This is a genomic window from Phenylobacterium sp. (genome assembly GCF_025351295.1).
Classification (GTDB): Bacteria; Pseudomonadota; Alphaproteobacteria; order Caulobacterales; family Caulobacteraceae; genus Phenylobacterium.
On sequence record NZ_JANXWD010000120.1, the window covers coordinates 1 to 13,042 of the forward strand.

Annotated in this window: 10 protein-coding genes; 1 reads left to right on the forward strand and 9 read right to left on the reverse strand. The window is 70.5% G+C overall.

The features are described 5' to 3' along the window. The 8 genes from hflX to dusB all read right to left on the reverse strand — a co-directional run. Nucleotides 1-691 (reverse strand): GTPase HflX (hflX, locus tag Q0R13_RS16985; protein WP_293906115.1); only part of this gene is annotated, 691 nt, incomplete at its 3' end. Beyond that, entirely contained in the window at nucleotides 688-933 is a 246-nt protein-coding gene (hfq, locus tag Q0R13_RS16990) for an RNA chaperone Hfq (protein WP_293906117.1), read from the reverse strand. The genes hflX and hfq, both read right to left, overlap by 4 nt. Before the next feature lie 97 nt (nucleotides 934-1,030). Next, nucleotides 1,031-1,894, reverse strand: a complete 864-nt coding sequence (locus Q0R13_RS16995) for a D-amino-acid transaminase (RefSeq protein WP_293906119.1) — start codon at nucleotides 1,892-1,894, stop codon at nucleotides 1,031-1,033. Nucleotides 1,895-2,042: 148 nt separating this feature from the next. Then, nucleotides 2,043-3,434 carry a sigma-54 dependent transcriptional regulator gene (locus Q0R13_RS17000; RefSeq protein ID WP_293906121.1) on the reverse strand — a complete coding sequence of 464 codons (1,392 nt, stop codon included), beginning with the start codon at nucleotides 3,432-3,434 and terminating at the stop codon, nucleotides 2,043-2,045. 13 nt (nucleotides 3,435-3,447) lie between these two features. After that, nucleotides 3,448-5,664: a PAS domain-containing sensor histidine kinase gene (locus Q0R13_RS17005; protein WP_293906123.1), complete on the reverse strand. Its 2,217-nt coding sequence runs from the start codon at nucleotides 5,662-5,664 to the stop codon at nucleotides 3,448-3,450. A gap of 257 nt (nucleotides 5,665-5,921) precedes the next feature. Further along, complete coding sequence (gene ntrC, locus Q0R13_RS17010; RefSeq protein WP_293906125.1) at nucleotides 5,922-7,343, reverse strand: nitrogen regulation protein NR(I); 1,422 nt, start codon at nucleotides 7,341-7,343, stop codon at nucleotides 5,922-5,924. Beyond that, nucleotides 7,344-8,420, reverse strand: coding sequence for an ATP-binding protein (locus tag Q0R13_RS17015; RefSeq protein WP_293906166.1), 1,077 nt, complete (start codon nucleotides 8,418-8,420; stop codon nucleotides 7,344-7,346). A gap of 35 nt (nucleotides 8,421-8,455) precedes the next feature. Continuing rightward, on the reverse strand, nucleotides 8,456-9,463 hold the full coding sequence (gene dusB / locus Q0R13_RS17020; RefSeq protein WP_293906128.1) for a tRNA dihydrouridine synthase DusB: 1,008 nt from the start codon (nucleotides 9,461-9,463) through the stop codon (nucleotides 8,456-8,458). Nucleotides 9,464-9,562: 99 nt separating this feature from the next. Here dusB and Q0R13_RS17025 point away from each other — a divergent pair, with 99 nt between their 5' ends. Beyond that, nucleotides 9,563-10,708, forward strand: a complete 1,146-nt coding sequence (locus Q0R13_RS17025; RefSeq protein ID WP_293906130.1) for a bifunctional 2-C-methyl-D-erythritol 4-phosphate cytidylyltransferase/2-C-methyl-D-erythritol 2,4-cyclodiphosphate synthase — start codon at nucleotides 9,563-9,565, stop codon at nucleotides 10,706-10,708. Between the two features lie 7 nt (nucleotides 10,709-10,715). Here Q0R13_RS17025 and Q0R13_RS17030 read toward each other — a convergent pair whose 3' ends face one another. Further along, nucleotides 10,716-13,010 (reverse strand): spermidine synthase, encoded by a 2,295-nt coding sequence (locus Q0R13_RS17030; protein WP_293906132.1) that lies wholly within the window; start codon nucleotides 13,008-13,010, stop codon nucleotides 10,716-10,718. Between the last annotated feature and the right edge of the window lie 32 nt (nucleotides 13,011-13,042).

Below are 13,042 nucleotides of genomic sequence, written 5' to 3' on the forward strand. Positions count from 1 at the left end.
CGGCCTTGGTCAGGCGGTTGAACAGGGTGGACTTGCCGGCGTTGGTGTAGCCGACCAGGGCCACGGTCGGGTACGGGTGCCGCTTGCGGGCCGACCGCTGCAGGGTGCGGGTGCGGCGCACCTCCTCGAGCTCCAGCTTCAACTTGCGGATCTTGTCGGCGATCAGCCTGCGGTCCGTCTCGATCTGGGTTTCGCCCGGGCCGCCCATTACCCCGAGGCCGCCGCGCTGGCGTTCCAGGTGGGTCCAGGTGCGCACCAGGCGTGACTTCTCGTAGGTGAGCCGGGCCAACTCCACCTGCAACCGCCCTTCGCGGGTCCGTGCCCGGCGAGCGAAGATCTCCAGGATCAGGCCGGTCCGGTCGATGACCTTGGCGCTCCAGGCCTTCTCCAGGTTCCGCTGCTGAACCGGCGTCAGGGCGTCGTCGATGACCACGACGTCGATCCCCTCGGCCTCGATCAGGATTCGCATCTCCTCCACCTTGCCCTTGCCGAACAGGGTGGCCGGCGTGAGCTGGCGCAGGTTCACGACCAGGGTCTCGCGGACCTCGAGGTCGAGGGCGAGGGCGAGGCCGGCGGCCTCCTCCAGCCGGGCCTCGGGACGGCGCGCGGAACCGCGGCCGTCCCGGTCGGGATGGATCACCAGGGCGCCCTGGACAGGCGCCTCACGGTCTACGGATTTTGAAGTGCTCAATCGGCCTCGTCGTCAGCCGGCTCGTACAACTGCACGGGCTGGGCCGGCATGATGGTGGAGATGGCGTGCTTGTAGACGAGCTGGGATTGCCCGTCCCTGCGGAGCAGAACGCAGAAGTTGTCGAACCAGCTGACCACGCCCTGCAATTTAACGCCGTTCACGAGGAAGATGGTGAGGGGCGTCTTGGACTTCCGCACGCTGTTGAGGAAGGTGTCCTGCAGGTTCTGTTTCTTTTCGCTCATCGGCTTTCCGCCTTTTGATTTTGCTCGGGCGGCAGTCCGCCCACACACAGCGTCACGCTATGCCGCAAATCGCGGCCGTTGCAATCGCGAGATGACGTCAGACCGCCGTCGCCTTCGCGCGCTCGATATAGAGGCGACGCAGCCTCGCCGCCACCGGCCCTGGCGCGCCATCGCCCACCGGCTTGCCGTCCACCTTGACCACGGGCAGCACCAGGGTCCCTGCGCCGGTGATGAAGGCCTCCCGGGCGTCAAGGGCCTCCTGCGGCGTGAACGGCCGTTCCTCGACCTTCAGCCCGGCCTCGCGGGCGAGGTCCAGCAGCGACAGGCGGGTGACGCCGCGCAGGATGTTGGCGTTGGTGTCGCGGGTGCGCAGCACCCCGTCGCCGTCGACGATCCAGGCATTGGACGACGCACCCTCGGTCACCAGGCCCAGGTCGTCGACGAACCAGGCCTCGACGGCGCCCACCTCACGGGCTTTTTGCTTGGCCAGCGCATTGGGCAGCAGGCCCACGGTCTTGATGTCGCAACGGCCCCAGCGGGTCTCCGGCGTGGTCACCACGGCGACTCCCTTGGCGGCTCGGGCCTCGCTGGCGGCGCGGTCGACCCGGCTGACGGTGATCACCACGGCCGGCGGCACGGCCGGCGACGGGAAGGCGTGATCGCGGGTCGCGACGCCGCGGCTGACCTGGAGATAGACCAGCCCCTCGCGGATGCGGTTGCGGCGCACCGTCTCCTTCAGCACCGCCGTCAGCGCCCGTTGGCTCATCGGCAGGTCGATGCGCAGCTCGCCCAGGCTGCGTTCCAGCCGCGCGAAGTGGCCCCGGGGATCGGCCAGCTTGCCGTCGAACAGCGCCCAGACCTCATAGACCGCGTCGGCGAACTGGTAGCCCCGGTCCTCGATGTGGACCACGGCCTCAACCTTCGGCACATAGCGGCCGTTCACATAGGCGATGCGGCTCACGCCAAGCTCCGCTCATCCCGGCGAAGGCCGGGACCCAGATGGGCTGTCCCGGAGACGGGTTCGATAGGCGCCGCACTCATCTCACGCACCATCGGCGTTTTGCGATCTGGATCCCGGCCTTCGCCGGGATGAGCGGAATGGTTCACCCCTAAGCCTCCTCGGGTTCCAGCGCGCGTGAGCCGGAGAGGCCCAGGGACTTCAGCTTACGGTGCAGCGCCGAGCGTTCCATGCCGATGAAGGCTGCGGTGCGTGAAATATTGCCGGAGAACCGCAGCATCTGGGCGTTGAGGTATTCCCGCTCGAACACCTCGCGCGCCTCGCGCAGCGGCAGGGCGATGATCCGCTCGGCCCCCAGCGAGGTGGACTGGTCGTTCACCGCGGCCTCGGGCGGCAGCATGTCGGCGGTGATCGGATCGGACAGCGCGCCCGAGGCCAGGATCAGCATCCGCTCCACATTGTTGCGCAGCTGGCGCAGGTTTCCCGGCCAGGCGCGGACCTGCAGCATGGCCAGCGCATCGTCCGACAGCCGCCGCCGCGGCATGCCGGACGCCTCGCAGATCTTGACGATGAAGTCCTCGATCAGCTCCGGGATGTCCTCCCGCCGCTCGCTGAGGCCCGGCACGTTCACCGGCACCACGTTCAGGCGATGGAACAGGTCCTCACGGAACCGTCCCGCCACGATTTCCTCGCGCAGATCCTTCGACGTCGAGGAGATCACCCGGACGTCCACCTGCACGTCGGTGTCACCGCCGACCCGGCGGAACCGCTGCTCGACCAGCACGCGCAGGATCCGGCCCTGGGTCTCGCGCGGCATGTCGGCCGCCTCGTCCAGGTAGAGGGTGCCGCCGTGGGCGCGTTCGAAGACCCCGATCTTGGCCGGGCGGCCGTTGGCCCCCTCCTCGCCGAACAACTCCACGTCCATGCGCTCCGGCGTCATGCCCGCCGCGCCGATCGGCACGAACTCGTTGCGCGAGCGGTGGCTGGCCCCGTGGATCAGCCGGGCCACGGTCTCCTTGCCGGCGCCGGCCGGCCCGGAGATCAGCACCCGGCTGTTGGCGCCCGCCAGTTTGGCGATCATCTGGCGCAGCTGCTGGGCCGGCATCGACCTGCCGAGCAGGCCTTCCGGGGTGATCGCCTGGGTGCGCAGGCGGCGGTTCTCGCGCTTCAGGTTGGCGGCCTCGAGGGCGCGCTCGACGCAGAGGATCAGGCGGTCCGACTTGAACGGCTTCTCCAGGAACTCATAGGCCCCGCGCTTGATGGCGCTGACCGCGGTCTCGATGTTGCCATGGCCCGAGATCATGATCACCGGCAGGTCGGCGTCCAGGGTCTTGACCAGGTCGAGCAGCTCCAGCCCGTCCATGCCGCCGCCCTGCATCCAGATATCCAGGATCAGCAGCGAGGGCTTGCGCGCCCGCACCGCGCCCAGCGCGCTCTCGCTGTCGGTCGCCGTGCGCACGTCATAGCCTTCGTCGGTCAGGATCCCCGCGACCAGCTCGCGGATATCCGCCTCGTCGTCGACCACCAGAACATCAGCCGCCATCAGGTCATCCTCGTTAGGCCGATACCGCGGCCGGCTTGTCGACGCGCGCGACGGGCGCCGCCGGCAGGCGCAGGATCGCCAACGCCCCCTGCCCGCTCCGCGCGTCGGCCAGTTCCAGCTGGCCGCCGTGGTCTTCCAGAATCCGCTTAACGATCGCCAGGCCCAGGCCGGTGCCCTTTTCCCGCGTCGTCACATAGGGCTCGGTCAGCCGGTCGCGGTCCTTGGCGGGCAGGCCGACGCCGTTGTCCTCGACCTCGATGGCCACCCCGGCCTCGTCGCAGATCAGCCGCGCGACGATCTGGCCCTTCAGCTTCGGTGTCCGCGTGCGCCGCGCCTCCACGGCCTCGGCGGCGTTCTTCAGCACATTGGTCAGCGCCTGGCCGATCATACGGCTGTCGGCGAACAGGTCGGCCTCCAGCGTCGGTTCCTCGAGCGCGACGTCCAGCTCGGGGCTCGCCACGCGCTGGGCGAACACCGCGGCGCGCAGCAGCTCGCTCAGGTCCAGCCGCGCGAATTTCGGCGCCGGCATCCGGGCGAAGGCCGAGAATTCGTCCACCATCCGGCCGATGTCGCCCACCTGGCGGACGATGGTGTCGGTGCAGCGGTCGAACACCTCCAGGTCGGCGGCGGCGATATCCTTTCGGAACTTCTTGCGCAGGCGCTCAGCCGACAGCTGGATCGGGGTCAGCGGGTTCTTGATCTCGTGGGCGATACGCCGCGCCACATCGCGCCAGGCGGCGTTGCGCTGGGCCGCCACCAGCCGGGTGACGTCGTCGAAGGTCAGCACTAGGCCGCCCTCGCTCTGGCTGGCCCGCACGCGCAGCCGGCGCGAGTCGCGACCCCGCGCCACATCGATTTCCTCCTCGACGTCGCCGCCCCGGGCCGCGGCGGCCAGTTCGGCGAATTCCGGGGCCACCTGCGCCAGCTTGCGCCCGCGGCCGTGGTCGCCCGGAAGGGCCAGCAGGATGGTCGCCTGGCGGTTGGCCACCGAGATACGTCCGTCAGGGTCCAGCCCGATCACCCCCGCGCTGACCTCGGTCAGGACGGTCTCGATGAACTGCCGACGCTCCTCGGCCTCCTCGCCGGCCCGCCGCAGAGCCTCCTGCTGGGCCTGCAGGTCGTTGGTCATGCTGTTGAAGGCCCGCGATAGCACCGCGATCTCGTCGGGGTCGCTGTCGGCGTCCACCCGGGCGCTGAGGTCGCCGCTGGCCACCCGGCCGGCCGCCTGGACCAGGCGGGCGATCGGCGCGGTGATGGCGTTGGCCGCCGCCAGGCCCAGCCAGACCGCGCCCACCAGCACCAGCAGCGCCGTCTCGGCGTAGCTGAGCGCGAAGATGGTTTTGATCTTCTGCCGGTTCTGGGCGACCTCGCGATAGGAGACCAGCTTACCCTCCGCCTCGCGCAGGTGGGCCATGATCCCCTTCTGCAGCGGCCGGGCGACATAGAGATAGGTGTTGTCGAACCCGCGCAGCCGATAGAGCGCGCGCATCACGTCCGTGCCGTTGAAGTCCGGGACCGAGATCTCGCCCTGGTCGGCCACCGCATAGCTCTTGCCGGGCGGCGCGACATAGGGCGGCGCGTCCTGGCTCTCCGCCCGGGCGATCACCCGGCCGTTGCGGTCGATCAGATAGGCGGCCGGGAAGGCGTGGTAGGAGGCCAGCGCCGCGAGGTAGCTGTTCAGCCCGGCCGGCCTGGCCTGCAGTCCGCCACTTTCCCGGTTGAGGTCGGTGGCCATGGGGGCGACGTGGTCGCCGATATACTGGGTCTGGTCCTCGACATAGGAGCGGAAGACGGTGGCCGAGTTCTCAACGACCGTCTGGACGCGTTCGCTGAACCAGCTGTCAACGCCCCGGCTGACCAGGACGCCATAGAACAGGAACACGACGGCGGCGGGGGCGACCGCCGCCAGGGCGAATCGCCAGACGAATCGCAGGTGCAAACGCGCCCCGGCGTCGTGCGAGCGGGCGTTCATCAGCGCCACGATGCGCAGGCCTACGGCGGTCATCAGCGCCAGGATCAGGATCAGGTTCAGGCCGAGCACGGTCAGGATGATCCGGCTTATCGGCCCCAGCGGCCCCTCGGCGGGTGGCGAGGCGGCGAGCAGGATCGCCAGGCCCGTCAGCCCCGCGGCGACCCCGTAGCCGACCCCGAGCACGACGCGCGACCGAAGGGAGTTCCGGACACGGACCAGGGCGGGATGTCCGAACGCGGGATGCGCAAGCAACGCCATTGCGACCGGAGCCTAGGGAACTGTGCTCCAAAATCAACAGCTATGTTGCCGCGCTGCACAGCCGCGCTTTGCAGGCCCACTCCCCTCCCCGTTCGTCATTCCCGGCCTTGTGCCGGGGACCCATCGTCCCACGGCACGGTCGCGGGAGCAGGCCGCGCCGCGCGGCCTGCCGCAATGACTCGCGGAAGCTGAGGCATGGGTACCCGGCACAAGGCCGGGGATGAGGGTCGAAACAAGGACCTGACGTGGGGGTCGACCTACCGACGCCCGCGCGCCATCTCCACGCCCAGGTCGTGGATCTTCTTGCGCAGCGTGTTGCGGTTGAGGCCCAGGATTTCGGCAGCGCGGACCTGGTTGCCGCGGGTGGCGGCCAGGGTGAGCTGGATCAGCGGCCGTTCGACCTCCTCCAGCACCCGGTCGTAGAGGCCGGCCGGAGGAATGCCGTCCGGCTGGTCGGCGAAATAGCCGGCCAGCTTCTGTTCCACCAGCTGCGACAGGGTCGCCGGGCCGTCCTGGCCCTGGACCGCGGGCTGCTGGTCGGCCAGTTCCTTTTCGATGATGCGGGCGGTGATCAGGTCCTCGCCGTAGAGGGCGCAGACCCGGCGGATCAGGTTCTCCAGTTCGCGGACATTGCCGGGCCAGGCGTGGCGCTTCAGCCGGTCCAGGGCCCCGGCGTCGATGGTCTTGGACGGCAGGCCCTCGCGGTTGGCGCGCAGCAGGAAGGCCCGCGCCAGGTCCGGGATATCCTCCGAGCGGTCGCGCAGCGGCGGGATGCGCAGCGGCGCCACGTTCAAACGGAAGAACAGGTCCTCGCGGAACAGCCCCTGCTGGATCAGCGCCCGCAGGTCGCGGTTGGTGGCCGCGATGATGCGGACGTTGGGCCGGCGATTGGTCTTCGGGTTCAGCGTCGGCTCCGAGCCGTCGATCACCCGCAGCAACCGGGTCTGGGCGTCCAGCGGCATGTCGCCGATCTCGTCCAGGAACAGGGTGCCGCCGTCGGCGTCGACCAGCTTGCCGTGGTCGGTGTCGTCCTTGCCGAACAGCTCGGTCTCGACCCGCTCGCGGGGCGTGGCGGCCAGGTTGATGACCACGAACTTGCCGTCGCGCCGGCGGCCCATGTCGTGCAGCGCGCGGGCAACCAGTTCCTTGCCGGTGCCGCTCTCGCCGGTGATCAGCACCGTCAGGTCCGCGCCGACCAGCCGCGCCACGGTCCGATAGACGTCCTGCATCGGGCCAGAGCGGCCGATCAGCGGCAGGCGGTCGTCGCGGATCGCCCGGGCCTGGGCCTTTGACGCCTCGGCGTCAGCCGGCCGCGACAGAGCGCGACGGGCCGCCGAGGTCATGTCGTCCAGGTCGAACGGCTTGGGCACATATTCGAACGCCCCGACCTCAGCCGCGTTGACCGCGGTGATCAGGTTGTTCTGCGCGCTCATCACGATGACCGGCAGCTTCGGCCGCTGCTTGCGGATGCGCGGCAGGACATCGAACACGTTCTCGTCCGGCATCACCACGTCGGTCACCACCAGGTCGCCCTCGCCGTCCGTCACCCACTTCAGCAAGGTGGTGGCGTTGCCGGTGGCGCGGACCTGATAGCCCAGCCGGGTGAAGGCCTGGCTCAGCACCAGCCGGATCGAGGCGTCGTCGTCCGCGATGAGGATCTTTTTCGACGAGGTATTCATCTAGGCAAGGTCCTCATGGGCCGCGATCGGCAGCAGCACCCGGAACACCGTACGGCCGGGTTCCGACTCGAAATCGATCAGGCCGCCGTGGCCGGCGACCAGCTTGGCGACCAGGGCCAGGCCCAGGCCGGCGCCGTTGGTCTTGGAGGTGACGAAGGGCTGGAACAGGCTCTCGCGGATATGGGCCGGCACACCTGGCCCGTTGTCCACGATGCGCACCTCCAGCGGCGCGCCACGCAGCGCCTGGCCCCTGGCCGAGCGCACCCGCACCCCGTGGCGATAGGCGGTGTAGATCGCCACCTCGCCGCGCCCGTCGCCGCGCGAATGGGCCGCCTCGGCCGCATTCTTCACCAGGTTCAGGAAGATCTGGATCAGCTGGTCTTCATCGCCCAGCACCGGCGGCAGCGAGGGATCGTAGCTTTCCTTCAGCCCCAGGCCGTCGGCCACGCCGTTGGCGGCCAGGGCGCGAATGCGGTCCAGGATCTGGTGGATATTGATCGGGGCCAGCGACGGCAGGGCGTCGTCGGAGAAGGCCTCCATCCGGTCGACCAGCCGACGGACCCGGTCGGTCTCGTCGACGATCAGCTGGGCCAGCGGCGCATCCTCGGCCTTGGCGCCGGACTTCAGCAGCTGGGCGGCGCCGCGGATGCCGGCCAGCGGGTTCTTGATCTCGTGCGCAAGCATGCGGCCCAGCCCGACCAGGGACCGCAGGCCCGCGGCCTCGTGGGCGCTGCGCTCGTTGCCGAGCCCGTTCTTGACGCTCAGCGTCAGGAGCACCGAGCCGTCGCCCAGCGGCGCGGCGGCGCCGTCGGCCTCGAAGGGCGGCAGGCCGAACAGGCTGATCTGCACCCCGCGCTCGCGGACCCGCGCGCCTTCCTCGATGGCCCGGTCCAGCAGGGACACCAGCGCCGAGCCGTGCGGCAGGGCGGCGCGGAACCGGCCGCGGGCCAGCAGGCCCAGCCCCTGACCGAACAGCGATTCCGCCGCTTCGTTCACCGCCACCAGCGAGCCGCCGGCATCCACTACAAGGGAGGGATCGGGACTGAGCTCGAACGACGCCGCCTTGAGCGCGTTCATGTCGACGCCTTGCGCCTGGAATTTGGTCTTTCCGGTCATGCTGCCAGCCTGTGGTCTGGAGTTCCCCAGAGGGCCTTCAGCCCCCTCTCGACCGATTGGGCGTCCTCCAGGCGGCACAGGGCCGCACGCGCTTCTCTCCGGACCTGTGCATCCGCAGGCCAGGGGGCGCTTTCGATATAGGCGGCCAGGTGCTTGCGGAAGATCCGCAGCCCCAGGCGTTCGCCGTAAAACTCTAGACTGTCGCGAAAGTGGGCCAGGGCGATCGCCAGCCGCGTCGGCGCATCGGGCGCCACGAAAGCCCGGCCTTCCATCTCCGCTTCGATCTGGGCCGCGATCCACGGCTTGCCATAGACGCCGCGCCCGACCATCACCGCGTCCGCGCCGGAGGCCTCCAGGGCCGCCCGGGCGCTCGCGCCGTCCACGATGTCGCCGTTGACGATCACCGGGATCCGGACGGCGTCCTTCACGGCGCGAACCGCCGTCCAGTCCGCACGGCCCTTGTAGAACTGGCAGCGGGTGCGGCCGTGCACCGTGATGGCCTGGACGCCGATCGCCTCGGCGTGTTCGGCCAGGACCGCCGCGTTCCGGGAGCCGTCGTCCCAGCCGAGGCGCATCTTCACGGTCACCGGGACCTGCACCGCCTCGACGGCCGCCGCCATCAGCTCCACCGCCAGCTCCGGCTCGCGCATCAGGGCCGAACCGCCGTGGCCGCCGGTGACCTCGCGGGCCGGGCAGCCGAAGTTGAGATCGATGATCTCCGCGCCGGCCGCCACCGCCAGCCGCGCCCCGGCGGCGATGTGACCGGGATCGCGTCCGACCAGCTGCACCACCATCAGCGGCAGGCCCTCGCCCACCGCCGCGCGGCGCACCACGTCGGGCCGGCCGTTGGCGAACTCGGCGCAGGCGACCATCTCGGTGGCGACGTAGGCCGCCCCCAGCCGGCTGGCGGCGCGGCGGAACGGCAGATCGGATACGCCGGTCATCGGGGCGATCCATACCCGGCCCCCGACGGCGACCCGGCCGACTTCGAGCGAACTGCTCATTTTATACGCATCCCCATCGCTATCTTTTTAGGCAAATGTTGCGGCGCCGTAAAGCCGGAAAGCTGGATCAACCTGTCTGGGGCGCCTAAAGACACCGTCATGACGTTCTCAGCGGTGATCGTGGCGGCCGGCGAGGGCCTGCGGGCCGGGCCTGGCGAGCCCAAGGCCTGGCGCGGGCTGGGCGGCCGCCCCATGGTGCGCTGGTCGGTCGAAGGGCTGCTGGCTGCCGGGGCCCGCGAGGTCGTGGTCGTCGTGGCCCGCGACCGCCTCGCCGACGCCGACGAGGCCCTGGCGGGCCTGATCGGCTGGACCGCCGTCACCGGCGGCAGGACACGGGCCGAGTCGGTGCAGGCGGGACTGGCCGCCCTCACCGCGGCCCCCACCCAGCCCGTGCTGATCCACGACGCCGCCCGCCCCTTCGTGACCCGCGCCCATGTCGAGCGCCTGATCGCCGCCCTGGCCCAGGCCGACGGCGCGATCCCGACCCTGCCCGTGCCCGACACCCTGAAGCGCGGCGACGGGCTGGTGGACGCCACGGTCTCCCGCGAGGGGCTCCAGCGCGCCCAGACCCCCCAGGCGTTCCGGCTCGGCAAGCTGAAGGCCGCCTACGCCGCTTGGCCGGCCAGCGAGGAGCCCACCGATGACGCCTCGGTCATGGAGCGGGCCGGCGGCCAGGTGGCCATGGTGCCGGGCGATCCGATGCTGATGAAGCTGACCTGGCCGGAGGACTTCATGCTGGCCGAGCAGCTGTGCGCCAGCCGCCGGATCGTGCGCATGGGCCAGGGCATCGACGCCCATCGGTTCGGGCCTGGCGACATGGTCTGGCTGGGCGGCATCCGCATCCCGCACGACCTGGGCCTAGTCGGCCACTCCGACGCCGACTGCGGCCTGCACGCGCTGACAGACGCGGTCCTGGGCGCCATCGCGGAGGGCGACATCGGCGAGCACTTTCCGCCCTCCGACCCGCGGTGGAAGGGCGCATCCTCCGACCGCTTCCTGCTGCACGCTGTGAAGCTTGTGGCGGCGCGCGGCGGGCGCATCCTGAATGCCGACCTGACCCTGATCTGCGAGCGCCCGAAGATCCGCCCGCACCGCGACGCCATGCGCGCCCGCATCGCCGCGCTGCTGGGCCTGCCCATCGACCGCGTCAGCGTCAAGGCCACCACCACCGAGGGCATGGGCTTCACGGGACGCGAGGAAGGCCTGATGGCCCAGGCCGTGGTTGCGGTGGAGACGCCGGTCTAGGCGGCGCTCAGGGCAACCCCGCCCAACGGCTCTTGACCTTGCTGTAGAGCGCGCCGGCCAGGTTCGTGTAGTCGTCGGTCCAGGGCCGCGCCTTGAACGGGTCCGCCGTCTGCCACTGGCCGGTGGCCATGAAGCCCGCGAGGGCGGCGTGGTTGCGGGCGACGATCACCGCGTCCTCCGACGACTCCCAGCGGCCCTCCAGGTCGGCGCTGGCCCGGTAGTCCTGCGCCAGCGCCCAGCCGCCCGCCTTGCGCGCCACAGCCTGGGCCGGGCTCATCAGGTCCAGGTTGCGGTTCGACAGGTGCAGGATCAGCACGCCGTCGGGCTTGAGCCGGGTCAGGTAGCCCCGTACCGCCTCGACGGTCAGCAGGTGCGCCGGCACCGCGTCCGACGAGAAGGCGTCGATCAGCAGTATATCGAACTGGTCCACCGGCTGCTTGGCCAGCGTCAGCCGCGCGTCGCCGATCACATAGTCGACCTGCCCCTTGGCGCACTCGGTCGTGTAGCTGAAGTTCCGCGGGTCGGTGGAGATGCGCTTCACCAGCGGGTCGATCTCGAAGAACGTCAGCCGGTCGCCCGGCCGGACGTAGGCCGCCACCGATCCGGTCCCCAGGCCGACGGCCCCGATCCGCAGGTTCGGCGACGCCGCCGCCTTGGCGCGGAACACCTGCCCGATCGGCGTGTGCGGCGCGTAGTAGACCAGCGGATGGCAGCGGAAGGCGGGGTTCTGCGCTTGGGCGCCGTGCAGGGTGGTGCCGTGGGCCAGCATCTTCACCTCGCCGCTCAGGCCGGGCACATAGGTCTGCGACTGCTTCAGCACCCCGAAGAAACTGCGGCGGCTCTCCTGCGTGTCCGTCCGGTCGGCGGCGGTCTCCGAGGCGTAGGACAGCACCGACACGATCAGGAAGAAGAACAGCGCGCGCCGACGCACCACGAACGCGGCGACCACGGCCAGGACCAGCAGCACCTTCATCCCGAGGTCGAACAGCCCCGACCGGTCGAACGCGCCGACCACGGTGCTGGCGGCCAGGTGCGGGCTGGCGAAGGTCACCGCCACCGGCGTCGCGACCGCGGCCAGGACGCCAACGACCAGCGTCTCCCAGACCCAGGCCGGGACCTTGCGCAGATCGCCCCACGGCCGGGCCAGGCACGAAAGCGCCAGAACGATGGGATACTCCCAGACGTCGTTGAAGATCACCGGGGCCAGGAAGGCGTTGAACGCGCCGCCCACCACCCCGCCGATCGAGAGGCACAGGTAGAACTCGGTCAGCCGCCCCGGCTCCGGTCGCCGCGCCACCAGCCGCTGATGGCACATCAGCGCGGTCAGGAAGAACGCGGCGAGATGGATGAACAGCTGCAGGCCGAACGGGGCCGCCCGGAACGGCAGCAGCGCCGCGCAGGCCGCAACGGCCGCGCCCTGCAGGGTCAGGGTCAGCTCCGCGGAGATCGCCGGCCGTTCCTGGAAGGCGAAGATGAAGGTGGCCAGGTAGAGCGCCAGCGGCAGCACCCACAGGAAGGGCGCCGAGGCCACATCCGTCGTCAGGTAGGCCGTCACCCCGAGCATCAGGCTGGAGGGGATCGCCGCCAGCGCCACCCAGACCAGCCGCTCACGCCAGGGCGAGGTCGCGGCCGGCGCCGGGGCGGCCACCGGGCGCTCCGCCGGCATCGTCCGCACCCGCGAGACCACAAACCCCAGGGCGGCGATCAGCAGCACGAACAGGCCGTAGCCAGTGCTCCAGCCATAGCGCTGGTGGACCAGGGTGAAGAGCGGCTCCACGACGATCGGATAGGCCAGCAGCGCCAGCAGGCTACCCAGGTTGCTGGCGGCGTAGAGGACGTAGGGCTCCTTGCCGCCGGACGCGCCGATGGTGCGCGCGTGCCAGGCCTGGACCAGGGGCGCCGTGGCCGACAGCACCGCGAACGGCGCGCCGATCGACAGGCCGAGAACGCCCAGCAGCCACAGGTTCGGATGGTCGGACGACGGCGGCCCCACCAGGGTGCTGACCCGAAGCGGCAGGGCGACGGCCGCGGCGACCAGCACCGCCACATGGGTCAGCGCCTGCCCCCGCACCGACGGAATCCGCTGCAGGGCGTGGGCATAGGCGTAGCCGGCCAGCAACGCGATCTGGAAGAACGCCATGCTGGTGTTCCACACCGACGGGCTTCCGCCCAGCAGCGGCAGCACCAGCTTGGCCACCATCGGCTGCACCAGGAACACCAGGGCGGCGCTGGCGAAGACGGTCACGGCGAACAGGGCGGGCGGGGCCCGCGGGGCGGCCGGTTCGGCGGCGAGCGTGGTCATGGGTCTCGAATCGCCTTGATCGGAACGGACGG

Coding starts and splice junctions, on each gene's coding strand:
- hfq (WP_293906117.1), bottom strand. CDS start 933: ATGAGCGAAAAGAAACAGAACCTGCAGGACACCTTCCTCAACAGCGTG.
- Q0R13_RS17000 (WP_293906121.1), bottom strand. CDS start 3,434: ATGGCGGCTGATGTTCTGGTGGTCGACGACGAGGCGGATATCCGCGAG.
- Q0R13_RS17005 (WP_293906123.1), bottom strand. CDS start 5,664: ATGGCGTTGCTTGCGCATCCCGCGTTCGGACATCCCGCCCTGGTCCGT.
- ntrC (WP_293906125.1), bottom strand. CDS start 7,343: ATGAATACCTCGTCGAAAAAGATCCTCATCGCGGACGACGACGCCTCG.
- Q0R13_RS17015 (WP_293906166.1), bottom strand. CDS start 8,420: ATGAACGCGCTCAAGGCGGCGTCGTTCGAGCTCAGTCCCGATCCCTCC.
- dusB (WP_293906128.1), bottom strand. CDS start 9,463: ATGAGCAGTTCGCTCGAAGTCGGCCGGGTCGCCGTCGGGGGCCGGGTA.
- Q0R13_RS17025 (WP_293906130.1), top strand. CDS start 9,563: ATGACGTTCTCAGCGGTGATCGTGGCGGCCGGCGAGGGCCTGCGGGCC.
- Q0R13_RS17030 (WP_293906132.1), bottom strand. CDS start 13,010: ATGACCACGCTCGCCGCCGAACCGGCCGCCCCGCGGGCCCCGCCCGCC.